Source organism: Domibacillus antri (genome assembly GCF_001936625.1).
In the GTDB taxonomy this organism is placed as follows: domain Bacteria; phylum Bacillota; class Bacilli; order Bacillales; family Domibacillaceae; genus Domibacillus; species Domibacillus antri.
The window spans coordinates 1-22,560 of the sequence record NZ_MSDU01000022.1; the positions used below are offsets into that span (position 1 = coordinate 1).

The window sequence follows — 22,560 nt, forward strand, 5'->3', positions numbered from 1 at the left end:
GGGTTTTCAAAGAACACAAAATAAAAGCATGCCGCAGATCGGTTTCAGATCTGCGGCATTTTAGACGTAAATGCCGGTTTAAACAAAGCTCTCCTCACAAAAAACCCTTGCTTTTATTGAGCAAGGGTTCATCCTCTTATTTATATACTTTTACCCGGTTTTCAAGTGGTGAAAATTCTTTGTCCCCTGCCGGTGCAACAGGTTTGCCAAACGGCATTTGCGCGATTAGTTTCCAATCACCCGGTACGTTCCATTCGGATGCCACTTTTTCGTCGATTAATGGGTTGTAGTGCTGAAGTGTTGCGCCAAAGCCTTCTGCCTCAAGAGCTGTCCATACAGTGAACTGAAGAATACCTGACGCTTGCTCAGACCAGACAGGGAAATTGTCCGCATACAAAGCGAATTGCTCCTGCAAGCCGCGGACGATGGATTGATCTTCAAAGAACAGCACAGTGCCGTAACCTGCTTTAAACAAATCCATTTTTTCCTGAGTAGAAGCAAAGCTGTCAGCCGGTACAACAGCGCGAAGTGTCTCTGTTGTTAAATCCCATAGTTTATCGTGCTGTTCACCAAGAAGAATCACAACGCGGCCTGTTTGTGAGTTGAATGCAGTTGGAATATGCTTAACAGCGAACTCTACAATTTCTTGAATTTTTTCATCGGATGCAACAAAATCTTTTGAAATCACATAATGAGAACGGCGGTTTTCAACAGCTGTGTAGAAATCGGCTTTTGTTGAGATGTTAGACATAACGATATGTACCTTCTTTCGATTTTTTGTATTTTGTTACCTTTCGTAACTTAATATAAAAAAATTACATTATAAAGTCAAGTAACTTTATTTAAAAAAGTGAAAAGATATCATTTGTGGGTAAAATCATGTATAATAAAAGCAGTAAAAGAGGTGAAGCGGAGATGAATCTTTGTCCAAAAGTAGAAAAAGCGATGCAGCTGCTCGGCAAACGATGGACAGGCCTCGTTGTAAAACAGCTTCTTGACGGACCGCAGCGTTTTTCCGAAATTAAAGCCGGATTTCCAATCAGCGGAAAACTTTTGACTGAACGATTAAAAGAACTGGAAGATGAAGGAATTGTGACGCGCAAAGTGTATGCGGAAGTGCCGGTTCGGGTGGAATATACATTGACGGAAAAAGGCCGTGCACTGCAGTCTGTTATTGGTGCAATTGAGCATTGGGCCCACGATTGGCTGGAAGTCGGGGAACACGCACAATAAAATTAAGTCTTTCGTCTCGTTTGAGCAAGTACTCCCGCGGGAATGGGACATGTAATAGAAAAGTAAAGGAGAATTCTTATGTCCCGGGAACAGGAAGCGTGCACACAAGGCGAACAGCAAGATACGGATCTTTCAGGTTTACTGAACTTAATTACCGAAAAATTAACACCGGTCATAAAACCGGAATAAAGCGGGAGTGTCTCTCCTGCTTTTTATTTTGTTCCGATGGCAGGATGTTTACGGTAAAATAAAGAAAGAACAAGAGATTTAAATCGTAATTATTTCGATTTTGGAGGTTGTATTGAAATGAAGACGGAATTATATATTATCGGCGGTTTTCTTGGAAGCGGGAAAACAACGCTTTTACTGCAATTACTTGAAAAAGAAAAACAGGCAGGGAGGAAAGCGGCCGTTTTAATGAATGAAGCCGGTTCTTTGTCCGTTGATTCTGCGCTGCTCGGTGACGATACAGCGGTGCGTGATATGCTGAACGGGTGTATTTGCTGTACGATAAAAGATGAAATTGAAGTGGAATTACTGACACTTTATAAAGAACATCGCCCGGATGTGATCTACATTGAAACGACCGGCGCGGCCCATCCGATGGAGGTGCTTGATGCATGCACTTCGCCGGTCATCGCAATGCAGCTTGATGTAAAAGGCATTATCACCCTTGTAGACTGCGCGCGCTGGATGGAACGGAACCGGCTGCCGATTGCCCACCGCAAATTAATGGAAGATCAAGCGCGCTGGAGTGATGTGACCGCTTTGACAAAAACAGACTTGGTATCAAGCGAAGCGCTCACGCAAGTAAAAGAAGAAATTTGGTCATTAAATGAAAAAGTGATCCTGCAGGAAATGGTCTTTGGAAAAGTGGACGTGGATATTATGTTTGGAGGCGGGAGCCGGTCAGAAGGCGGGCACCATGTTCATCATCATTTACATGTGCGGACATTTGCTTATGAATTTACGAATCATGTTCCGCGAGCTGAATTTATAAAGTGGGTGGGGAGCCTGCCGGATTCGGTTTTGCGAATGAAAGGGTTTGTGAAATTTGAAGACTCCGGGGAGCGTCCGGAATTGTTTCAATACGCGTACGGCGTTCCCTTTTTCCAGCCGCATCCGCTGAAAAGGCCCGCAGTCGTCGTGCTGATTGGCGACGAACTTGATACAGAACAGCTGCTGAAAGGGCTTGAGCGTCTGGACGGGAAAATTTTTTAACGTGGCATAGAACCGTGGAAGCGGTACAGAAAACGAGCCGGACCGCATTTGGCGGCCGGCTTGTTCCTATTATGCAGGAAGGCTTTGTAAGTAGTCGCGCACTTCTTCCGGTGATTTCGCATTGGCACTGTGCAAATGAGCCAGCTTTTCGCCGTCCTGGAACAACAATAGGCTTGGAATACCCATCACGCTGTATTTATCTGCAATCTCCGGGAAATCGTCGCGGTTGATCTCAAACCATTTGTATTGTCCGTAGTCCGCGATAATGTCGTCAATAAACATATCCATACGCGTGCAGTCCGGGCACCAGCCGGCAAAAAATTTAATAATGACCGGTTCGCTGCTTGCAATAATTTCTTCAAATTGTTCGTTTGTTTTAATGGCTTCCATCTGAAAAACTTCCTTTCTATTATGCATTATGATTATTGTAGCATGCCGGTGTCGATTCTAGGCAGTTTTTTGCTTTTGAACCGTTTGACTGTTGTACATCCCCGCAATAACGTTATAATAATAGTTGGTCTATTTCTAGTAGAAAGAGGAATTTACATGAATTCTCAACAACAGTCAAGCCGAATTGATTACGGGTTGATTTTAATATTGCTTATGTTATTCGTGGTCAGCTGCGCGGCCATTTACAGCGCACAGACGACTGGACAATATAATACAAACTTTGTCATCCGGCAAATTGTCTGGTATGTAGTCGGTATTGGAATTATTGCGCTATTTATCCGCTTCGATTCAGATCAATTTCACAGCTTGTCATGGTATTTATATGGCATTGGGATTTTCCTGCTGGTCTTTTTAATTATTGCGCCGTCGTCCATTGCGCCGACTATTAACGGGGCGAAAAGCTGGTATCGATTCCCAGGCATCGGGCAGATTCAGCCATCAGAGTTCTTTAAAGTGTTTCTCATCTTAACGCTGTCGCGTATTATGGTCAACCATCATGTGAAAAATCCGATTAAAACGATTCAGAGTGATTTTATACTGCTCGTGAAGCTCGGTGCGACAACAGCTGTACCGCTTCTTCTGATTATGCAGCAGCCTGATCTCGGGACGTCACTTGTTCTCATTTCGATTTTGCTCGGAATGATTTTTGTATCCGGCATTACATGGCGCATTTTATTGCCTCTCTTTGGCAGCGCAGCGGCATTGATTACACTCATTTTTTATATGGTGCTCTGGCATCCGGCGATTCTGGAAAAATACCTCGGTGTAAAGCAGTATCAGTTCGGGCGTATTTATTCATGGCTTGATCCGTACAACTATGAAAACTCGACCGGTTTCCATTTAACGAGGTCACTTCTTGCCATCGGTTCCGGTCAGACGATGGGAAAAGGGTTCGGTTTCCGTGAAGTGTATTTGCCGGAAAGTCATACTGATTTTATTTTCAGTATCATCGGCGAAGAATACGGGTTCATCGGCGCTTCCATCGTTGTCAGCTTATTTTTCGTGCTCATTTACCATATTACGAAGCTCGCTCTAACGACAAAAATTCCGTATTATTCGTATATGTGTGCCGGTGTGATCGCCATGATTACTTTTCATGCGTTTCAAAATATCGGCATGACGATCGGTCTGCTGCCGATTACAGGTATTCCGCTGCCGTTTATCAGCTACGGAGGCAGTTCGCTTATGGGAAATATGTTCGCACTTGCGCTCATTTTTTCCATTACATTTAATGAACGTCACTATATGTTTTCATCCGATCATTCGTAACCCGCCATCTGTGCGGGTTTTTTGTTTTACGCGGCAAATCTGTGAGTAAGTGGAGGATATTGAGCAGCAGTTTTGATGGAGTTGGGGGAAGATTGTGCAAAATGCTGTCAGAGTGACGAAATCAATATGAGTGTGAACAACACGCCGGCCTATTCCGCAGCCGGCGTGTTGTTTTTATCCTTTTGGAAAATCAAGATTCCAGATGACGCCGAATTTGTCCTGCACCTTCGCATATTTTGAATTCCAGAACGTATCCTGCAGTTCCATATGAGTGGTGCCGCCTTCTTTCAATACATCATAGACAGCTTGAATTTCATCGTCACTTTCAAATGTAACGGCAAGTGAGACGTTATTTCCGATATTCACAGGCTGACCTAAAAACGAATCTGACACCATAATCAAAAAGTCGCCTTTGCTGAAACGGGCGTGCATAATACGGTCTGCTGCTTCGGGAGGCGTTGGAAAATCGGCTTCTCCAAATTTTTTTACTTCTTGAATCTCAGCCCCAAACGCTTTCGCGTAGAAGTCAAGGGCTTCTTGGGCATTGCCGTCAAATGTTAAATAAGGCGTTGCTTGACCTTTCAACAAAATCACTCCTCTCAAGACATACATTCACTATAATGGACCTTTATTTCCTCCGTCAATTTTAGCTGAGAAAATCATTGTGAATCCTGCGCAGTCATTTGCACATTATTTCGTAAAATCCGGAAAAGCAGAAATGCTCAACTTTTACGGGTGGATCTTTGTGTATCTTGGTTTTGCGGGGCTTACTACTTCAAATATGGATATTATCGTGTATTTCATTGCACAGAAGCAAAAAATTAAAGGTGTTCCGGATGGCGCGGTAAAATAATTGTACAAGAGGGGTAATGGCGTAACAATTTATGTAGTAATGGAATAATATTCCGTTTGTGTGCTTTATGCTTCATTTTTTCCGCAGGCGTAAAAAGGATGAGTGATCTCCTTCATGATCGGGAATACAGTATATTAATACGGTAAAGAAGGAGCTGCTGCTATGAATATTACAGTTTGGAATGAATATCGGCATGAACAGAAAAATCCGGTTGCCGCTGACATATATCCGGATGGGATTCATCAAGTGATTGCTGGCTTTTTAAAAAGTGAAGGTGTATATGTAAAAACAGCGACATTGGATGAAGCAGAACACGGGCTGCCAGATGACGTGCTGAATAACACAGATGTATTAATCTGGTGGGGGCATGTTGCGCACGATGAAGTAGGCGATGAAATCACCGCCAAAGTGCAGCAGCGCGTGCTGGATGGGATGGGTCTGATTGTGCTCCATTCCGGTCATTTTTCAAAAATCTTCAAAACGTTAATGGGCACATCATGTGATTTAAAATGGCGTGAAGCGGGAGAAAAAGAACGTCTATGGGTCGTTGATCCGGCGCATCCTATTGCAGAAGGCATCGGTGAATACTTTGAACTTGAGCAGGAAGAAATGTACGGGGAGCACTTTAATATTCCGGCACCGGATGAATTGATTTTCATGAGCTGGTTTGAAGGCGGCGAAGTGTTTAGAAGCGGCGTGACGTATAAGCGCGGAATCGGCAAAATCTTTTATTTTCGGCCGGGGCATGAAACGCACCCTACTTATTATAACGTGAACGTACAAAAAGTGATTCAAAACGCAGTGAAATGGGCAGCGCCTGTAAAGCGGAAACGTCCTGTTTATGGATATGCAAAACCACTTGAAACGTTAAAAGGAGAATGAAGCATGACAAACATTAAAGTAGGCGTTATTGGGTGCGGAAGCATTGCCAAGCATCGCCACATTCCGGAATATGCAATGAATGAAAATGTGGAAATCGCCGCGTTTTGTGATGTTGTGAAAGAGAGGGCGCAGGGATTTGCGGATCAGCATAACGCAAAAGCGTACGCTGATTACAAAGAACTGCTGAAAGATGCAGAGATCGATGCCGTCAGCGTGTGCACGCCGAACTATCTTCATGCGCCGGTTTCCATCGCGGCTCTGGAATCGGGAAAGCATGTACTATGCGAAAAACCGATGGCGACATCCGCTGAAGAAGCGGATGCGATGATCTCAGCTGCAAAAGCAAATGGTAAAAAGCTGATGATCGCCCACAATCAGCGTTTTGTTTCCTCACATGCAAAAGCGCGCAGCATCATTGAAAGCGGCACGCTCGGCAAAATTTACAGCTTCCGCACAGCTTTTGGCCACGGCGGCCCGGAAAAGTGGAGTGCGGACGGTGAAAAAAGCTGGTTTTTTGATAAAGAGCGTGCATTTATCGGCGCGATGGGGGATCTTGGCGTTCATAAAACGGACTTGCTGCGCTTTTTGATCGATGAAGAATTTGTGGAAGCGGCAGCATTTGTGGAAGAATCTGCCAAACAATACTCCACCGTGGATGACAGCGCTGTCTGCATTTTGAAATCGGAAAGCGGCATCATTGGTACGCTGGCCGCAAGCTGGGCATACAACGGAGGAGAAGACAACTCCACAGTCTTTTATGCGGAAAACGGGATGATGCGTCTTGAAGATGACCCGGACTATTCGTTGATCATTCATTATAAAAATGGCAATAACGAGCGCCACAGCCTCGGTGCGATTCAGTCGAATGAAGAAGGAAAGCAGACGAATACGCATGTGATTGAACAGTTCATTCACAGTATTTTGGAAAACAGCGAGCCGCCGGTGAACGGCGAAGAAGGGAAAAAATCATTGGCCGTCATTTTAGCGGCGCTTGAATCCAGTGAGAAAAAACAAATTGTTCGTATTTAACCAGAGGTGAAAAACATGACCAAATTGAAAATCGGCATTTTAGGAGCCGGAGGAATCGCGACCGGCCGGCATATTCCGGCATTTCAGCAAGTGGAAGAAGCATCGTTCACAGCCGTAATGGATGTGAACGAGGATCGTGCCCGCGAAGTGGCGCACAAATTCGGCATCGGGCACGTATGCACAAATCTGGATGATATGCTCGGAAAGATTGATGCACTGCTTATTACAACACCGAATAAATTTCATGCGCCGGCTGCGATTCAGGCGTTAAATGCCGGTGTTCATGTCATGTGTGAAAAACCGATGGCGCTGAATACAAAAGAATGTGAAGACATGATTACGGCAGCTGAGAAATCCGGTAAAATGCTCACGATTGCCTATCACTATCGGTTTATGAAAGAAGCCCGCGCGGCGAAACGAATCATGGACAGCGGAGAAATTGGCGAGCCGCTCGTTATTCGGGTGAAGGCGATGCGCCGCCGGAAAGTGCCGGGCTGGGGTGTATTTACTAGCCGTGATTTGCAGGGCGGCGGTGCATTAATTGACTACGGCTGCCACTTGCTTGATCTGGCGCTTTGGCTTACCGGCAGTTCAAAGCCGACTGAAGTCAGCGGCACGACGTATAATCATTTGAGTATGCAAAAGGAACAAGTCAATGAATGGGGCACCATTAACCCGGCCACATTTGAAGTAGAAGACCATGCGGCGGCTTTTATACGCCTTGAAAGCGGCGCGGTCGTGATGCTCGAAACATCATGGGCGGCGAACATTCCCGAAGACGAGGGAGCGATCAGCATTTCCGGGACAAAAGGCGGACTTGAGGTGTTTCCGCTCCGGATAAACAAATCGGAGCACGGCATGCTTTTCAACTCGGATGTAACGTGGATACCGGAAGAAAAGTCATTTGAGTTGCTGCAGGCGGAGCATTTTGTCCAGTGCTGCCGGGGTGAAAGTGTACCGCTGGTAAACCCGTATGAGTCGATGTTTGTTTCAAGCATCATAGAATCTATTTATGAAAGTGCAAAAACGGGAAGTAGCGTTCAAATAAAGCGTTAGAAGGAGCGGGTCAAATTGAAGCTTGGCGTATTTACTGTATTATTTGCAAATAAATCATTTGAAGACATGCTGGATCACGTAAAAGCAGACGGGCTTGATGCAGTGGAAATCGGCACAGGCGGCTATCCGGGCAATGCTCACTGTCCGATTGATGAATTGCTGGAGGACGAACAGAAACGCAAAGACTATTTGGAAGCAGTCACTTCGAGGGGTTAATGATCAGCGCTTTCAGCTGCCACGGAAATCCGCTTACACCGGACAAAGCAATTGCGGAAGAGTCCGATTCTGTTTTACGGAAAACCATTAAACTGGCATCGCTTCTCGGCGTTCCGGTTGTGAATACCTTCTCAGGTACAGCAGGCGATTCTGACGAAGCAAAACAGCCAAACTGGCCGGTCGTTCCATGGCCGCTTGAATACGGCGATATGTTAACCTGGCAATGGGAAAACAAACTTATCCCGTATTGGAAAGAGATCGGCGAACTGGCACAGCAGCATAACGTGAAGATCGGCCTTGAACTGCATGGTGGTTTCCTTGTTCATACCCCGTATACCATCTTGAAATTACGGGAAGAAACGTGTGAAGCGATCGGCGCGAACCTCGATCCAAGCCATATGTGGTGGCAGGGCATTGATCCAGTCGCGGCCATTAAAATTCTTGGTAAAGCCGATGCCATCCATCATTTTCATGCGAAAGACACGTACATTGATCAGGATAATGTCAACATGTTTGGACTGACGGATATGCAGCCGTACGGCAATGTGCAGTCACGTGCCTGGACTTTCCGGAGTGTGGGGTGCGGCCACAGCCTGCAGGAATGGTCGGATATGATGAGTGCACTCCGTACATACAACTATGACTACGTCGTCAGCATTGAACATGAAGATGCACTGATGTCGATCGACGAAGGCTTCGGCCGCGCCGTGAAAAGTTTAAACGACGTCTTAATACGTGAGTCAGCGGGCGAGATGTGGTGGGCGTAACGAAATAAAGGCTGTCCTCAACTTGAGGCGGCCCATTCTTTATATTTAACTATGGGCAAATCCGGACAAGCGTGAGCAAAACGATGAATATCCCAGTATGAATAAAGCGCATTTCTTTGATGCGGCGTCTGAAATAAGAATCAGATAGAATCGATTTGCACGGTGCTGGGTTCACTTCCTGCTTTTTCAATTCCTAATGGAGGGAACCGATCAAAAGAACAAGCAGCCTGTTCTTTTTTCACTCGGCTGGCTGTCCTCTATCGATTTTATCGGCTTAATGGCTTATAAACATCTCGTCGGAAAAATAGTTAAATTTTTTGAAAAAAAGTGGTTTTATTTCTTGAGCAGCGGGTAAATGATAAGTACAGACATACAAAAAGAGAAATGAGTGATCATTTCAATATTGGATGACTGTACAGGATGAACGATTTGCGAATACGACGAAGTGTTATTCGTCGATCGGTATATTTGGCGGTGGCTGTCTGAAATGGCAGAGTGAGACTGCTGGATATGATAAGCAGATCTTCTCCACAATGTCCCGTAAGCAGGGAATGAGAGAAGCCTATACCGAAGCCGGTACAGGCTTTTTTCATGTGCTAAAAGAGGTTTAACAGATGCCGGGTATTGAGAGGTTGACCAATTTGGCTTTTTAGGCGGCGGAGGAAAAAATAAGTTACTTGACATAACCTATTATTCATACCTATAATAGGTTACATAAAGTAACTAACTATAAAAACGTAATTTAAAAAGGGGATATGACATGGAGCGTTTTCATGAGAAACCAAATACATTTGTCGGAGAAGTGAATATTTACGTAACCGATTTAAACAGATCGATCGAATTTTACAAAAGCGTTATCGGTTTTCAAGTGCTGGAGCAGACAGAACGAAAGGCCGTACTGACAATCGATGGAAAAACACCGCTGTTAACGATTGAGCAGCCCGCTGGGGTCACGCCGAAAGAAGAACGCACATCCGGGCTGTACCATTTTGCGTTGCTGCTGCCGGCACGAAGTGATTTATCGGCCTTTTTACACCATTTGCTGCAAACGGGTTACCGGTTCGGCGCGTCCGATCATTACGTGAGCGAAGCGCTCTATATTAATGATCCGGATGGGAATGGCATCGAGGTATACCGTGATCGTCCGTCATCTGAATGGACATGGTCAAATGATAAAGTTGCTATGGCAACGGAACCGCTGGACGGCGACAGTCTGCTGGCGGAAAGTGATGCGGAATGGAACGGCTTGCCGGCTGAAACAGTTATGGGGCATATTCATTTACACGTATCGGACCTTCAAAAAGCAGAAGAATTTTATACTGAGGGACTTGGTTTCAAGGTTGTCAGTCTTTATCCGCAGGCGATTTTTACGTCAACAGGAGGATATCATCACCACATTGCGTTGAATACGTGGCAGGGCGCCGGTGTCCCGGCTCCAAAAGAAAACAGCGTCGGACTCAACTGGTTTACACTTGTATTTCCGGATGATGTATCACGGGAAAATGCGGTCGGCAACCTGCAGCAAATGGGTGCTTCTGTTAAAAAAGAACATAATGTTTACGAAACAGCCGATCCGTCTGGAAATCGGATTCGACTCATAGTATAGGAAAAAAGACGACCTGATTTGGTCGTCTTTTCATTTAAATAAGGATCAATTCATTTCACTTTAAAAATGCTCGAAAACCATAATAGAGCCATTCGTTATAGTATGGCAGACAAGGAGAAACGAATTTTTGACTATTATTTGTTTCCCTCTATTGTTTTCATCTGAACAGCCTTAGAACATTATATGAAATGTCCCTTTTTCAGTGTTAAATGTCCAGATGGTGGTAGTGAAATGACGATGAAGAATAGACGTAAAAACGTGTATGACTTACGATTTATAAAATGTTTTTTGTATTTGGAAAGGACACTATATAAATGAAGCTGAAGGAAATGTTCATGTTATCCCATATAAACGTGAAAAATATTGATTCAGTACTAAAAATTACATAAATAGCCATAGACTCTTCCATAGTAAAATGAAATAAGTGTTCTTTATATAGAGAGGAGCTGTGGAATGTGATTCCGCTTAAAATATTGCTGGCAGATGATCATGAAGATTCATTGAAGACGTTAGAAAATTTGGCAGCTAAACACCCTGAATTTGAAGTCGTGTCTACTTGCAGAAACGGGGAAGAATTGGTTGAACAAGCTGCGGTGTACAAACCGGATATAGTCATTACCGATATAAAAATGCCTAAATTAAATGGCGTTGACGCGATAAAAAAATGCATGCAATTTCACCCGGACTTAAAGTTTTTTTTTGTCTCGGGATATGGTGATTTTGCGGTGGAGGCTTTTAATATTTCAGCGGTTGATTACGTTGTGAAGCCGCTTGAGAAATCGAGGTTTTATGCTGCACTTGAAAAAGCCAAATGGGCAGTTCTCCGAAATGAAAAGAAATTATTCTGCCAAAAACACGGCAAAAAAAAGCTGCCGCTTAAATTTAATGGCGCTCTGTATTACGTACCGTTTAATGACATTTTGTTTATAGAGAAATTAGGAAAAAAATGTTTCGTTTATACGAAAGAAAAGACGTTTGAAACGTACGAAAAAATAAGTGATTTGTTTGAACTGCTTGATGACTCCTTTTATTTGTCGCACCGTTCAAATATTATAAACCTCAACAATATTTTCTATATTAAACCGAAAAACGAAACATATTTGGCTTATTTTCTGGGATTTTCAAAACATGCTCATATTTCGAAGCTGAAAATCAAAGAAGTTCATGAGAAAATTCAGCAATTAAACGAATAATAGATGATAAAGATACTGGAATAAGGAAGTGCTCCGGCAAAATGGACTATCAAGATATACATTACTATAAAAATTTAGATTCCATTGCGATAGATGTATTAGAATTGTTAAGTGAAATGATACAGGTAAACACGATCTTTTTTTCGGGTACGGATCATCAAACTAATTATATTTTTAAGTCTTATAATCGGCAGGCTGTTTTATCTAATGAAGGCGATAATAAGAATTATAAGGATGCGCTTTGTCATCTTGTCATCGAAAATGCTCCGGGCCCCCTTGTGATACCTGATCTAAAGAAACATCCTTTAACGAAGGATCATCCTGTTACCCGGCAGCTCGGTAATGGGGGGTTCCTCGGCGTGCCTGTTTACACGGAAAATAGAGAAATATTTGGCACGTTATGTGCGCTTGATTCAAAGCCGTATGAATTTGATGTGATGGAAGTGAAACAAATAAAGGTGCTGGCGTCCCTTCTTTCGCAAACGATCATAATGGAAAAAAGACTCATTCGGGATTCTCTGACAGGGCTCTATAATCGTCATTTTATAAAAGAGTATTTTCACTATAAAGATATTGAAGCAAGCAGCAATATGGGCGTTTTATATATTGATCTGGACCACTTTAAACGGATAAATGATACGTTCGGTCATGCTATGGGTGATGATGTATTGAACAGAGCATCGGCTATTTTCAAAAACAGCAGCCCTTCAAACAGCATCGTGGCCCGGCTGGGTGGAGATGAGTTTGTTATTTTAGTACCTGAATATACGACTGAATACCATGACATAAAGGAACTGGCTGAACGTATTTTACATACGCTTTCTTCCGAGCAGATCCAGATGGAGGGAGAAGAGTTTGTGATCTCTGCCAGTATTGGGGTAAGCTGCTATCCGAAAGATGGACAAGACATGGAAACTTTGCTGAAACAGGCAGATGTTTCTATGTATGCGGCGAAAAAAAGAGGAAGAAACAATGTTCAGTTTTATCAGCAGGGTATTAACGATTCGGATTCCAGATATTACAAACTTGAAAATGCAATGCGAAAAGCATTAAAAAAAGAAGAGTTTGAAGTCTATTATCAGCCGCAGTATGATTTGCAGCAAAATAAGTTAGTGGGAATGGAAGCGCTGCTTAGATGGAATCATCCGGAATGGGGAGTGATTTCACCGAACGAATTTATTCCGATTGCCGAAGAGAGCGGATTAATCGAAAAAATAGGGGAATGGGTGTTGAGAAGTGTTTGTAAACAAGGAATGGTCTGGGAAAAACAAGGAATTGCTCCGATTTGCTTATCGGTCAATCTTTCACCAAGACAATTTGAAAATACACAATTAGCAGAGCAAATTCGTCTCATTCTTGAGGAAACCGGATATGACCCTGCTTTCTTAAAGTTAGAATTAACGGAAGGTATGCTGATCAATGATGTTGAGTATGCGTTAACGGTGATTAAAGCATTGAAGAGAATGGGGATCCATATCGTCGTTGATGATTTTGGAAAAGGATATTCTTCTCTATCGTACTTAAGTCAATTTCCGATTGACTGTCTAAAGCTTGATCGGAGTTTCACATTGAATTTAGATAATGATGTCAATCAAAAAATTGCCAAGGCTGTTATCAGTTTGGCTCATTCATTAGAGATCTTAGCTATTGCGGAAGGAATTGAAACAGAGGAACAATTACAGTTTTTAAAAGATCACGGCTGCGGTTGGGGACAAGGTTATTATTTAGGAATACCGAAGCCTGTAAATGAAATTGGGTATTAGCATGTTTGTCATGTTTAACAGTTTTATTCTCACTTTTTTTGCCGCAAAGCTAGCCATAGTGATGCTCTTCGCACAGATTTTTCTTTATCTTTTTTATACAGGCGCTTTCCTCATTGGAAGATAAAGAAAAGGATTATGTATAGTACTTGCTTATCCGCTGCATTTTCCATCTTTCTTTTCGTTTTATCTCCGTCTGTCACGTTATTCCCTCTTTTTTTTCAAACGCTATTGGTGGCTGCCTCCTTATATTTAATCGAATTAGGAACCGCGTCGATCCTGATTCGTGAAAAACGAATAAAGGTGGAAGCGCTATATCATTTAGCAGCTGCTTTCAGGCATGAAGTCAGACAGCCGATCACGATTTCGAGAGGGTTAATACAATTGTTGAGTGAAGGGGATTGGCCGGAAGAGAAGCAGAAAGACTTTTTAACACAAGCTTTAGCGGAATTGGATCGATCAGAAAAAATTATTCAAGACTATCAGGTTTTTGCAAACCCTTACGTGGAAAGAATGGAGCATTTGGACGCCGCAAATGTCATTCAGCAAGTCATCGAGAAGATGCATCCGTTAATAAACGAGCATGATGTGGAGGTTCAATTACATCTGTCAAGCTGCTGGATTATTGGGGAAAAATCAAAAATGGAATAATGTCTGTTTAATCTTACGAAAAATGCGAATGAGACGGCTCTTTGCAGAAGCCGTCTCATTCTTTGTTAAGATTCATCTAAAAGGGTTTATTTCGAGGTATTCATATTGCTCATTTTTTGGCTGACTGTGATCCTTGATTGGCCATCATGCCCTGTATCGGCTGGGCCATTTGCGGAGCTGCCGTTCCCATGATGGACTTCAGTAACGGCTGGAACGTTCCGTTTCGAAATCCTTTTGTCATTCCAAAAATCGCCGCGCCGATTGCACCAAGAGTAAATAATGAAGACATGATGCCGTTTCGATTTTTCATGAACATTCTCCTCCCTTTTTGCTGTATTGAAAAACGTCTTTATTATGTGAAAACCGCCATACATTATTCTGTGTTTTATTTCCTCTCCTCCAATTTTTTCATAATATGGTTTCATTTAAAAAACATAAAAACGCTTTTTTCGTCTCATTCTAAAATTGTTCTTAAAACAAAGGAGGAATGGATGATGACAGTAATTAGTGATGTGAAGCAAACAATGGCGGGCCTTAAAACCGTTCAGGCGAGCTTTGAAACGTTTGCGCTAAGCACCGAAAATCAACAAGCGAAAAAGCTTTACGAGGATGCTGCCCGGCAGACACAAACAATTATTGACAACTTTTCTCCCCGTATTGAGCAAATTCTGCAAGAAGAGCCTCAATATCAACAGCAGTAATTATTTGAAAAGGTTGGTTATTCTCACCAGCCTTTTCTTCCTTTTTCTCATTACTTGATATCCAAAAGGAAGTGATACGGTTATGTCCAGTAATCAAAAGAAAGAATTAACGCCGGTTCAGCAGGAATATCAGGCGCTTCAAAAAAAATGGGAGCCAAAAAGACCGGTTGTAAAGAACTGCCTAAAAGCGTTTCTGGTTGGGGGAATCATTTGCGTAATCGGGCAGGCTATTCAATACTTTTATATTTTCTTTTTTAATTTTACGGAACAAACAACAGGAAATCCAACGGCTGGCACGATGATTTTCATCGCGATGCTTTTAACAGGATTTGGCGTTTATGATCGTCTTGCGCAGTTTGGCGGGGCCGGATCAGCCGTTCCCCTTACCGGATTCGGAAACGCTGTCATCTCAGCAGCGATTGAGCATAGAACGGAAGGGTTCGTGTTAGGGGTAGGCGGCAATATATTTAAGTTAGCCGGTTCCGTTATTTTATTCGGTGTTTTTTCCGCTTTCATTGTCGCCATGATTAAGACCCTGCTTACACAATGGGGTGGATTGTAATGCTGGCGGGTCATCGTACGTGGGTATTTGACCGGAAGCCTGTCATTGTGTCCACTGGAACAGTAGGCGGACCGTTTGAGGCGAACGGGATGCTGTCAGAAGATTTTGATCTCCTTCATGCGGATTTATGGTTAGCCCAGGATTCTTATGAGGATGCTCATAAGGTGCTTTTTGAAGAAGCCTGTCAAAAAGCAATGGAAAAAGGCGGCATTCAAAAAGATCATGTTCAGTTTCTTCTTGGAGGAGACTTAATCAATCAGATTACACCGACAAGTTTTGCCTGCCGGACACTGGGTGCCCCTTATCTCGGTTTGTTTGGAGCCTGTTCGACTTCAATGGAAGGACTGGCGTTGGGCGCGTTTATTGTGAATGGAAAAGGCGCGGACTATTTATTGACCGGGGCATCGAGCCATAACGCTGCGGTTGAAAAACAATTTCGTTATCCGACTGAATATGGAGGTCAAAAACCGCCGACAGCTCAATGGACAGTGACAGGAGCGGGTGCTGCTTTGTTAAGCGATCAGGGGGAAGGACCGCGTGTTACATCGGCAACGATTGGCCGTGTTGTTGATATGGGCATGACTGATCCATTTAATATGGGAGGAGCAATGGCGCCGGCGGCAGTTGATACCATTGAAGCGCATTTTACCGACCGCAACATTGATCCTTCTTATTATGATTTAATCGTGACGGGCGATCTTGGAAAGATTGGCCGTGACGTTTCTCTTGATTTATTTAAAAAACATGGAACGCCTATACAGGAAGAGCAGTATCAGGATTGCGGCCTGATGATTTACCGGGAAGGGCAGCCGGTTCTTTCAGGAGCAAGCGGTGCAGGCTGTTCCGCAACGGTTGTCTATGGCCATTTATTAAACCGGATGAGAAAAGGGGAATTTAAACGAATGTTGGTGGCAGCAACGGGCGCTTTATTGTCACCGCTCAGTTTTCAGCAAGGTGAGACGATTCCCTGCATCGCTCATGCGGTATCTATTGAATATGGAGAGGATGACACAAAATGACGGTTGCATCGGATGTAAAACAATGTCTCGCCAGCCTCAAAGGCATTGAAGCCGATTTATCGAGTCTGGCGATATTGACGCAAGATCATAACTCGAAACGTGTGCTGCATGAATCGATGATGGAAGTGAACGAAATCGTGGAAAATTTAAAAAAACGGATCGGTGAGCTGGAACGGGAAGAACGGCAGTACGAAGGCTTTTAAAATAAACCTGTTTTTCAGGAGGTGTGCAGCAAGTGCCTGAGTGGTTAGAAATCATATTACGGGGCTTATTGCTCTTAATGGTCCTTTTCCTCATTACGAAGTGGCTCGGGAAAAAACAACTGTCCCAGCTTTCGTTTTTTGAATATGTAACGGGGATTACCATCGGCAGCATAGGAGCGGAAGTGGTAACAGGGCTGGAACGAAACATTATGCATGGAATTTTGGGCATTGTTGTATTTACAGCGGTTCCTTTTTTAGCCGGTCTGATTTCGCTAAAAAGTAAGAAGTTTCGGGATATTATAGAAGGAAAAGGAGTTATTTTCATTAAGGATGGAAAAGTAATGGAAGATAACTTAAAAAAAGAGCGATACACAACAGATGATTTATTGGCGCTGCTTCGACAAAAGGATGTCTTTCAAGTGGCGGATGTAGAGTTTGCGGTATTAGAGGAAACAGGTGAGTTAAGTGTACTGCTGAAAAAAGAAAATCAGGCATTAACGCCAAAAGATTTAAATATGCTTGTTGCACCCATTAAAGAACCACAAACAGTCATTATAGATGGAAAGATATTGGATGAACCATTGGCGACAATAGGGAGAAGCAGGAATTGGCTCCACACCGAACTCGATAAACTGGGCGTGACGGTTGAAAATGTCTTTCTTGGACAGGTGGATTCAAACGGACAAGTGACGGTGGATCTTTTTGATGATACTCTTGAAGTTCCGTCTCCTCAGGAAATGCCTTTATTGTTAGCCGCCATGAAAAAATGCCAGGCAGATTTGGAACTTTTTGCGCTTAGTACAAAAGCTGAAGAGGCGAAACAAATGTATGAAAAAAACAGTCAAAAGCTGCAAGGCGTTATTGACAAAACAGCGCACATTTTAATGTCATAATGAATATCTCTTTTCTTTTGCAGCAAAACACCCCTGTCTCGTTTTAGTTTTTGACTAAGCCGATGAATGTGGAGGGTGTTTTCTTTATGTCTTTTCCAGCGTCACAACAATCAAGTGCGCCACTCGTTGACCTTCTTCTTTGAAGGCTGATAGTATAAAGAAATAGTGCATATAATGAAGTTGTTAAAGAAAAGTCATAAAACAGTCAATCGCGGGACAAGCATTTCTTTCATAAATCCATTATAATAAAAACAAACATTGTGAAGTTTTTCACTATTTTTAAAATAGATAAGGTGGGGAGCATGTATATATATGGACACGCTTCGAAAGTGGGCATTTGAACAGAAGACGATGATGGTGTTTTTGATTGTTTCATCGGTGATGACCGGCGCTGCAATCGTCGGACAGGCGCATTTTTTTGTCACAATTGTCGACCGGATTTTTTTGAAAGGGGCGTCATTTGGAGAAATCCTGCCGTTTTTAGGCGGTCTGCTGGCGGTTATGGCGATTCGGACGGCTCTCACCTATTTGAATGGACGGACCGGCGTGAAAATGGCGTCCAATGTGAAGCGGAACGTACGGAGAATGCTTCTTGAAAAATATACAAAAAATCCGGTTCAGGCGGCGATACACGGGCAGTCGGGCGGCAAAGTGAGTGTCATGATGGATGCCGTCGATGAAATGGACAGCTATTACAGCAAATACATTCCGCAGGTGATTCAAACGTCGATTGTGCCGCTATTGATCCTTGCGGTTGTGTTGTATGAGCATGTGTACAGCGGTCTGATTATGATGATCACCGCTCCGTTTATTCCACTGTTCTTTATCATTATTGGCATCAAAACGAAGGCAAAGTCAGAAGAACAGCTCGATAAATTAGCGGCATTTTCAGGCCGTTTTCTCGATACACTGCAGGGGCTTACAACGCTGAAATTATTCGGACGGGCCGCCAAACAGCGGGAATTAATTGAGCAGAGCAGTCTTGATTTTCGGGATGCGACGATGACGATTTTGAAAATCGCGTTCATTTCGACATTGATGCTTGAATTCATTTCGACGCTCAGCATCGGCATCATTGCGCTTGAAGTCGGTCTTCGGCTTGTCGTCTTCGAAAGCATTGCCTTCTCCACAGCCTTTTTCGTTCTCGTACTCGCCCCTGAATATTATTTGTCTTTGAAAGAACTTGGCAGTGCTTTTCATACGGGGCGGGGCAGTATGGGAGCGGCGAAAAAAGTGATGGACGAGCTTGAAGAAACAGAGCAGCCGGTGAAATGGGGCACAGAGGAAGCTGTGATGCCTTCCATTGAACTTCGGAATGCCGGTTTTCAATATGGAGATGGATTCGCCTTGCGGAAAATCGATGCGGTTATTCCGCCGAACACACAAGCAGCTATCGTAGGACGCAGCGGTTCGGGTAAAACAACATTGCTGCATTTAATCGCCGGGCTGTTTGATCCGGTAGAAGGAGAGATCATGGTAAATGGGCGGCCCCGTTCGAATTACAGTGAAAAATCATGGTTCGATCAGCTGAGCTATATTTCGCAGCATCCCTATTTATTTTCGGGCACGATTGCGGAAAATATTGCGGTCGGCGGAAGAGACGGAGCAGCGCGCGCAGAAATTGAAGAAGCTGCCAAAAAAGCCGGTATTTCATCGTTAATTGAGTCGCTTGAAAACGGATATGATACGCCGATTGGCGAAGCGGGCCGCGGCCTTTCCGGAGGGGAAAAACAGCGGATTGCGCTCGCACGCGCCTTTTTGAAAAAGCCGTCCGTCATTTTATTTGATGAACCGACAACCGGTCTTGATTTAAAGACTGAACGCATTTTACAGCAGTCGATGAACGAATTATCGAAAACAGCGACGGTGATCACCGTTGCACACCGTCTGCATACAATCAAACAGGCGGACGTCATCCTGTTTTTGGAAAAAGGAGAACTTGTGGCGGCCGGCACACATTCGGAGCTTCTCGAATCGGTGCCTGAATATCGTCATATGGTATCGGTGCAGCAAGGAGGTGCGGTTGAATGAAGGACTTGATGGTGGTGATCAAGCTGATGATTCAAGAGAAGCGTGACGTTGTACTGTCGGTCTTTTTCGGAGCTGTGGCTGGTTTGACAGCTGTTGCGCTGTTCGCCCTGAGCGGGTATATGATTTCGAAATCAGCACTCTCGCCTCCGCTGTATATCATTACGATCATGACCGCGCTGCTGAAGCTGTTTGGATCAGCGAAATCCATCAGCCGCTATGCGGAACGGTATTTTTCACACCGGGCGACGTTTACGATTTTAAGTAATTTGCGCGTATCATTTTATGAAAAACTCGAACCGCTTGCACCCGGTATTTTCGGAAAGTACCGAAGCGGGGATTTATTAGCGCGAATTGTCGGCGATGTGGAAAGCCTGCAAAATTTCTTCTTGCGCGTTTTTTATCCGCCGATTGTGCTTGTCATTGTTTTTTTAAGCACCATTTTCTTTACGATGTTTTATTCCGTTTATGTGGCGCTTTTGCTGCTTGCCGGGTTATTATTGACCAGTTTTATTGTGCCGGCACTGTTTGCGCTGCGCCAGCGGAAGATTGACAGCCGCCGTGAGGACAGGGGCTCACTGTCAACAGAGGTCACAGAGCTTTTGCATGGCTTTCGGGATTTGAAAATTTACCAGAAGCTTGACGAGAAGGAAAAGCAATTAATTCAATCCGCCGATTTTTATGTGAACGGGCAGGAGCGGGAAGGTGTTAATGCAGTATTCAATCAGTCAGTCAATACGTTGGCGGCGCTCATGGTTTCCTGGTGTGTGCTGGCTCTTGGCGCGTTTCTTGTCACGGATGGCCAGCTAGATGGACTGTTTTTGGCGATGCTTGTCATGATTTCACTGAATGTATTTGAAAATGCAGCACCGATGGCGGTTTTCCCGGCCCATTTGGAAGACAGCAGGCACGCAGCAAAGCGGCTATTTTCTTTTGTTGGAGGGGAATTTGGAGAAATGAAGAAGGAATTGGCTGGGCAGCTGGATGGTCAAAAAGCCTTTTCCATTGAAATGGACGATGTGACCTTTACATTTCCAGGAGAGAACAGGCTCGCATTGAAAAATATTCATCTGACAATACCTTCCGGTTCGAAAACGGCGATTGTCGGGCCGAGCGGTTCAGGGAAATCTACGCTGCTTCAGCTTATGCTAAAGGTATATGAAGCGGACAGCGGGAAAGTGTTGTTGGATGGAATGCCAATGGAGGCACTAGATCAGGAAATGATATGGAAAAAGACGAATGTCGTGCTCCAGGAAAATCACTTTTTCTTCGGCACCATTCGGGACAATTTGATGCTGGCAAAGGATGGACTGACAGACGAAGAATTGGCCACAGTGCTTTCGAACGTGAAGCTGGACTCGTTTTCGCTGGATGATCCGGTATTTGAAAAAGGCGAAAATCTGTCCGGGGGTGAGAAGCAGCGGCTGGCGATGGCCCGGGCCATGCTGAAGCGGGCGCCTGTCTGGCTGCTTGATGAACCGACCTCTTCCCTTGATGCCTTGACGGAAAAGGGACTGTATGATCATCTATTCGAAATAGCAAAAAATGACACACTTATTCTCGTCAGCCACCGATTGACAGGGCTTGAGAAGATGGATCAAATTATCGTCATGGAACAGGGAATGATTGTGGAATCAGGTACTTTTGATGAATTGATGGAGAAGAAAGGCTATTTTTATGAGATGAAGCAGATTGAAAAAAGTGTTTTTATGTAAGAGAAAAAGGCAGGACCGGATCGCATAACAGCGTGCTGGTTCTGTTTTTTTAGTTTGAAATAGTAATAAAAAATGGGACGGATGTACACCCTCTTAACGGCGCTTGAATATGTTATGGGAGAAGTCAAAAATGTTAGGGAGGCTCTTATTTTGAACGATCAACATGTAATTTCTGACGAAGAGTTCGAGCTGCCAAACGAACAGGACTATGATGATTTTGCCGAATACGCGGTGGAAACGCAGCAGCCGTACCATTACCCAAGACCAAGACCGCCTTATTCACACCATCCTTATCCGCGGCCGCGCCCAAGACCGCTATTCTTTCCTTATTATCCTTATCCACCGTACTATCCATACTACCCCCATTACCCCGGATATGGACACGGATACGGTTATGGATATGGAGGATGGGAAGGCTAAGATTCTGAATAATTCGTTAAAACATATTTATTAAGAGCGGTCTCAAAAGCTGTTTGAGACCGCTCTTATTTTAAGTGGAACGGCCGGATGTAAATAGATCAGTTCTAGCTAGAAGACAGAAGGTATCACAAGATTCTCTAGGATCAATAAATCTTCTCTTTTTAACAGTTATGAGGTCTGTAATAATGTAGAAATACTTTTCAAACAAGCTTTTTTATAAAAATCATGAAGATCATCCCGGCCGCACATTAACCATTGCGTCAGGCAGCCGTCAATCATTGCCCGCATCATTTTGGCGGTAGTATCGACATCAAGGTCAATGGGAAAGACCCCTTCTTTTTTCCCGAGCGTAATAATCTCACGTCCGATGTTCCAGCAGTTTTCGTAAAAAGCAAGATTGATTTTTTGATAGACTGGATTTCGGCTTGCCTGTGCTAAAAAATTAACATACACACGATAAAATTTTTTGTTTTTTTCTGGCGATACAAAGACGCAGTCCATGTAGGCGTTTAATTTTTCCATCGCTGTATGCTTGCCGGAGATGGCTCTATACTCCACTTCATAAATTTGAGCGGTAATGGATTGCAGCAGCTCTGACAGGATGCTTTCTTTGTTATGAAAATAATAGTGTACCACCCCTTTGCTGACGCCGGCATGGTCGGCAATATCCTGCAGCGTCACAGAATCATATCCATGGCTGGCTACCGCTTGAAAAGCCGCTTTTAACACTTGCTCTTTACGCTCTTCCGCTTTCTTTTTCATAAAAAAACCCCCGGTTATTTATATAATTGAGTATACAACAAATGAAAGATTCGATAAAATTATTCTGACCA

At 43.7% G+C, this 22,560-nt stretch carries 23 protein-coding genes and 1 pseudogene; 19 read left to right on the forward strand and 5 right to left on the reverse strand.

Annotation, left to right across the window (positions count from 1 at the left end; all coding sequences use genetic code 11):
* Positions 1-136: 136 nt before the first annotated feature.
* On the reverse strand, positions 137-751 hold the full coding sequence (locus BTO30_RS10390; RefSeq protein WP_075398661.1) for a nitroreductase family protein: 615 nt from the start codon (positions 749-751) through the stop codon (positions 137-139).
* A gap of 164 nt (positions 752-915) precedes the next feature.
* Here BTO30_RS10390 and BTO30_RS10395 point away from each other — a divergent pair, with 164 nt between their 5' ends.
* Together BTO30_RS10395 and BTO30_RS10400 are read left to right on the forward strand one after the other, a co-directional pair.
* Positions 916-1,233, forward strand: a complete 318-nt coding sequence (locus BTO30_RS10395; protein WP_075398662.1) for a winged helix-turn-helix transcriptional regulator — start codon at positions 916-918, stop codon at positions 1,231-1,233.
* Between the two features lie 306 nt (positions 1,234-1,539).
* Positions 1,540-2,454 (forward strand): CobW family GTP-binding protein, encoded by a 915-nt coding sequence (locus tag BTO30_RS10400; protein ID WP_075398663.1) that lies wholly within the window; start codon positions 1,540-1,542, stop codon positions 2,452-2,454.
* Between the two features lie 69 nt (positions 2,455-2,523).
* Here BTO30_RS10400 and BTO30_RS10405 read toward each other — a convergent pair whose 3' ends face one another.
* Positions 2,524-2,844, reverse strand: coding sequence for a thioredoxin family protein (locus BTO30_RS10405; RefSeq protein WP_075398664.1), 321 nt, complete (start codon positions 2,842-2,844; stop codon positions 2,524-2,526).
* 156 nt (positions 2,845-3,000) lie between these two features.
* Here BTO30_RS10405 and BTO30_RS10410 point away from each other — a divergent pair, with 156 nt between their 5' ends.
* Entirely contained in the window at positions 3,001-4,173 is a 1,173-nt protein-coding gene (locus tag BTO30_RS10410; RefSeq protein WP_075398665.1) for an FtsW/RodA/SpoVE family cell cycle protein, read from the forward strand.
* A 174-nt stretch (positions 4,174-4,347) separates the two neighbouring features.
* Here BTO30_RS10410 and BTO30_RS10415 read toward each other — a convergent pair whose 3' ends face one another.
* Complete coding sequence (locus BTO30_RS10415) at positions 4,348-4,758, reverse strand: VOC family protein (protein WP_083632372.1); 411 nt, start codon at positions 4,756-4,758, stop codon at positions 4,348-4,350.
* Between the two features lie 430 nt (positions 4,759-5,188).
* Between BTO30_RS10415 and BTO30_RS10425 the strand changes: the two genes are divergently transcribed.
* The 8 genes and pseudogenes from BTO30_RS10425 to BTO30_RS10465 all read left to right on the forward strand — a co-directional run bounded on the left by BTO30_RS10425 (position 5,189) and on the right by BTO30_RS10465 (position 14,186).
* Positions 5,189-5,908 (forward strand): ThuA domain-containing protein, encoded by a 720-nt coding sequence (locus tag BTO30_RS10425; protein ID WP_075398668.1) that lies wholly within the window; start codon positions 5,189-5,191, stop codon positions 5,906-5,908.
* Between the two features lie 3 nt (positions 5,909-5,911).
* On the forward strand, positions 5,912-6,937 hold the full coding sequence (locus BTO30_RS10430; protein WP_075398669.1) for a Gfo/Idh/MocA family protein: 1,026 nt from the start codon (positions 5,912-5,914) through the stop codon (positions 6,935-6,937).
* A 15-nt stretch (positions 6,938-6,952) separates the two neighbouring features.
* On the forward strand, positions 6,953-7,993 hold the full coding sequence (locus tag BTO30_RS10435; RefSeq protein ID WP_075398670.1) for a Gfo/Idh/MocA family protein: 1,041 nt from the start codon (positions 6,953-6,955) through the stop codon (positions 7,991-7,993).
* Positions 7,994-8,008: 15 nt separating this feature from the next.
* Positions 8,009-8,976: pseudogene (locus BTO30_RS10440) on the forward strand (sugar phosphate isomerase/epimerase family protein).
* A 760-nt stretch (positions 8,977-9,736) separates the two neighbouring features.
* A complete protein-coding gene (locus tag BTO30_RS10450; protein ID WP_075398672.1) occupies positions 9,737-10,582 on the forward strand; it encodes a VOC family protein in 846 nt (281 codons plus the stop codon).
* 455 nt (positions 10,583-11,037) lie between these two features.
* Entirely contained in the window at positions 11,038-11,775 is a 738-nt protein-coding gene (locus tag BTO30_RS10455; protein WP_075398673.1) for a LytR/AlgR family response regulator transcription factor, read from the forward strand.
* A gap of 41 nt (positions 11,776-11,816) precedes the next feature.
* Positions 11,817-13,538 (forward strand): EAL domain-containing protein, encoded by a 1,722-nt coding sequence (locus BTO30_RS10460; protein WP_075398674.1) that lies wholly within the window; start codon positions 11,817-11,819, stop codon positions 13,536-13,538.
* A 135-nt stretch (positions 13,539-13,673) separates the two neighbouring features.
* Positions 13,674-14,186, forward strand: coding sequence for a histidine kinase dimerization/phospho-acceptor domain-containing protein (locus BTO30_RS10465; protein WP_075398675.1), 513 nt, complete (start codon positions 13,674-13,676; stop codon positions 14,184-14,186).
* A gap of 109 nt (positions 14,187-14,295) precedes the next feature.
* Here BTO30_RS10465 and BTO30_RS10470 read toward each other — a convergent pair whose 3' ends face one another.
* Positions 14,296-14,496, reverse strand: coding sequence for a hypothetical protein (locus BTO30_RS10470; protein ID WP_075398676.1), 201 nt, complete (start codon positions 14,494-14,496; stop codon positions 14,296-14,298).
* Positions 14,497-14,680: 184 nt separating this feature from the next.
* Here BTO30_RS10470 and BTO30_RS10475 point away from each other — a divergent pair, with 184 nt between their 5' ends.
* The 8 genes from BTO30_RS10475 to BTO30_RS10510 all read left to right on the forward strand — a co-directional run bounded on the left by BTO30_RS10475 (position 14,681) and on the right by BTO30_RS10510 (position 21,727).
* The gene (locus tag BTO30_RS10475; RefSeq protein WP_075398677.1) at positions 14,681-14,887 is read left to right on the forward strand and encodes a DUF1657 domain-containing protein; all 207 of its coding nucleotides are present in this window, start codon (positions 14,681-14,683) and stop codon (positions 14,885-14,887) included.
* A gap of 82 nt (positions 14,888-14,969) precedes the next feature.
* The gene (spoVAC, locus tag BTO30_RS10480; protein ID WP_075398678.1) at positions 14,970-15,449 is read left to right on the forward strand and encodes a stage V sporulation protein AC; all 480 of its coding nucleotides are present in this window, start codon (positions 14,970-14,972) and stop codon (positions 15,447-15,449) included.
* Entirely contained in the window at positions 15,449-16,468 is a 1,020-nt protein-coding gene (gene spoVAD, locus BTO30_RS10485; RefSeq protein ID WP_075398679.1) for a stage V sporulation protein AD, read from the forward strand. The genes spoVAC and spoVAD overlap by 1 nt, the downstream gene beginning before the upstream one ends.
* Positions 16,465-16,671, forward strand: a complete 207-nt coding sequence (locus tag BTO30_RS10490; protein WP_075398680.1) for a DUF1657 domain-containing protein — start codon at positions 16,465-16,467, stop codon at positions 16,669-16,671. The genes spoVAD and BTO30_RS10490 overlap by 4 nt, the downstream gene beginning before the upstream one ends.
* A 32-nt stretch (positions 16,672-16,703) precedes the next feature.
* Positions 16,704-17,564 carry a DUF421 domain-containing protein gene (locus BTO30_RS10495; RefSeq protein ID WP_075398681.1) on the forward strand — a complete coding sequence of 287 codons (861 nt, stop codon included), beginning with the start codon at positions 16,704-16,706 and terminating at the stop codon, positions 17,562-17,564.
* A gap of 312 nt (positions 17,565-17,876) precedes the next feature.
* Positions 17,877-19,595, forward strand: a complete 1,719-nt coding sequence (cydD, locus tag BTO30_RS10500) for a thiol reductant ABC exporter subunit CydD (RefSeq protein ID WP_075398682.1) — start codon at positions 17,877-17,879, stop codon at positions 19,593-19,595.
* Positions 19,592-21,307, forward strand: a complete 1,716-nt coding sequence (gene cydC / locus BTO30_RS10505) for a thiol reductant ABC exporter subunit CydC (RefSeq protein ID WP_075398683.1) — start codon at positions 19,592-19,594, stop codon at positions 21,305-21,307. The genes cydD and cydC overlap by 4 nt, the downstream gene beginning before the upstream one ends.
* Positions 21,308-21,457: 150 nt before the next feature.
* Positions 21,458-21,727 (forward strand): hypothetical protein, encoded by a 270-nt coding sequence (locus BTO30_RS10510; RefSeq protein WP_211272836.1) that lies wholly within the window; start codon positions 21,458-21,460, stop codon positions 21,725-21,727.
* A gap of 168 nt (positions 21,728-21,895) precedes the next feature.
* Here BTO30_RS10510 and BTO30_RS10515 read toward each other — a convergent pair whose 3' ends face one another.
* Positions 21,896-22,489 (reverse strand): TetR/AcrR family transcriptional regulator, encoded by a 594-nt coding sequence (locus tag BTO30_RS10515; protein WP_075398684.1) that lies wholly within the window; start codon positions 22,487-22,489, stop codon positions 21,896-21,898.
* Between the last annotated feature and the right edge of the window lie 71 nt (positions 22,490-22,560).

Coding starts and splice junctions, on each gene's coding strand:
- cydD (WP_075398682.1), top strand. CDS start 17,877: ATGGACACGCTTCGAAAGTGGGCATTTGAACAGAAGACGATGATGGTG.
- BTO30_RS10465 (WP_075398675.1), top strand. CDS start 13,674: ATGTATAGTACTTGCTTATCCGCTGCATTTTCCATCTTTCTTTTCGTT.
- BTO30_RS10470 (WP_075398676.1), bottom strand. CDS start 14,496: ATGAAAAATCGAAACGGCATCATGTCTTCATTATTTACTCTTGGTGCA.
- BTO30_RS10435 (WP_075398670.1), top strand. CDS start 6,953: ATGACCAAATTGAAAATCGGCATTTTAGGAGCCGGAGGAATCGCGACC.
- spoVAD (WP_075398679.1), top strand. CDS start 15,449: ATGCTGGCGGGTCATCGTACGTGGGTATTTGACCGGAAGCCTGTCATT.
- BTO30_RS10400 (WP_075398663.1), top strand. CDS start 1,540: ATGAAGACGGAATTATATATTATCGGCGGTTTTCTTGGAAGCGGGAAA.
- BTO30_RS10460 (WP_075398674.1), top strand. CDS start 11,817: ATGGACTATCAAGATATACATTACTATAAAAATTTAGATTCCATTGCG.
- BTO30_RS10410 (WP_075398665.1), top strand. CDS start 3,001: ATGAATTCTCAACAACAGTCAAGCCGAATTGATTACGGGTTGATTTTA.
- BTO30_RS10425 (WP_075398668.1), top strand. CDS start 5,189: ATGAATATTACAGTTTGGAATGAATATCGGCATGAACAGAAAAATCCG.
- BTO30_RS10475 (WP_075398677.1), top strand. CDS start 14,681: ATGACAGTAATTAGTGATGTGAAGCAAACAATGGCGGGCCTTAAAACC.
- BTO30_RS10405 (WP_075398664.1), bottom strand. CDS start 2,844: ATGGAAGCCATTAAAACAAACGAACAATTTGAAGAAATTATTGCAAGC.
- BTO30_RS10395 (WP_075398662.1), top strand. CDS start 916: ATGAATCTTTGTCCAAAAGTAGAAAAAGCGATGCAGCTGCTCGGCAAA.
- BTO30_RS10390 (WP_075398661.1), bottom strand. CDS start 751: ATGTCTAACATCTCAACAAAAGCCGATTTCTACACAGCTGTTGAAAAC.
- BTO30_RS10430 (WP_075398669.1), top strand. CDS start 5,912: ATGACAAACATTAAAGTAGGCGTTATTGGGTGCGGAAGCATTGCCAAG.
- cydC (WP_075398683.1), top strand. CDS start 19,592: ATGAAGGACTTGATGGTGGTGATCAAGCTGATGATTCAAGAGAAGCGT.
- BTO30_RS10490 (WP_075398680.1), top strand. CDS start 16,465: ATGACGGTTGCATCGGATGTAAAACAATGTCTCGCCAGCCTCAAAGGC.
- spoVAC (WP_075398678.1), top strand. CDS start 14,970: ATGTCCAGTAATCAAAAGAAAGAATTAACGCCGGTTCAGCAGGAATAT.
- BTO30_RS10515 (WP_075398684.1), bottom strand. CDS start 22,489: ATGAAAAAGAAAGCGGAAGAGCGTAAAGAGCAAGTGTTAAAAGCGGCT.
- BTO30_RS10450 (WP_075398672.1), top strand. CDS start 9,737: ATGGAGCGTTTTCATGAGAAACCAAATACATTTGTCGGAGAAGTGAAT.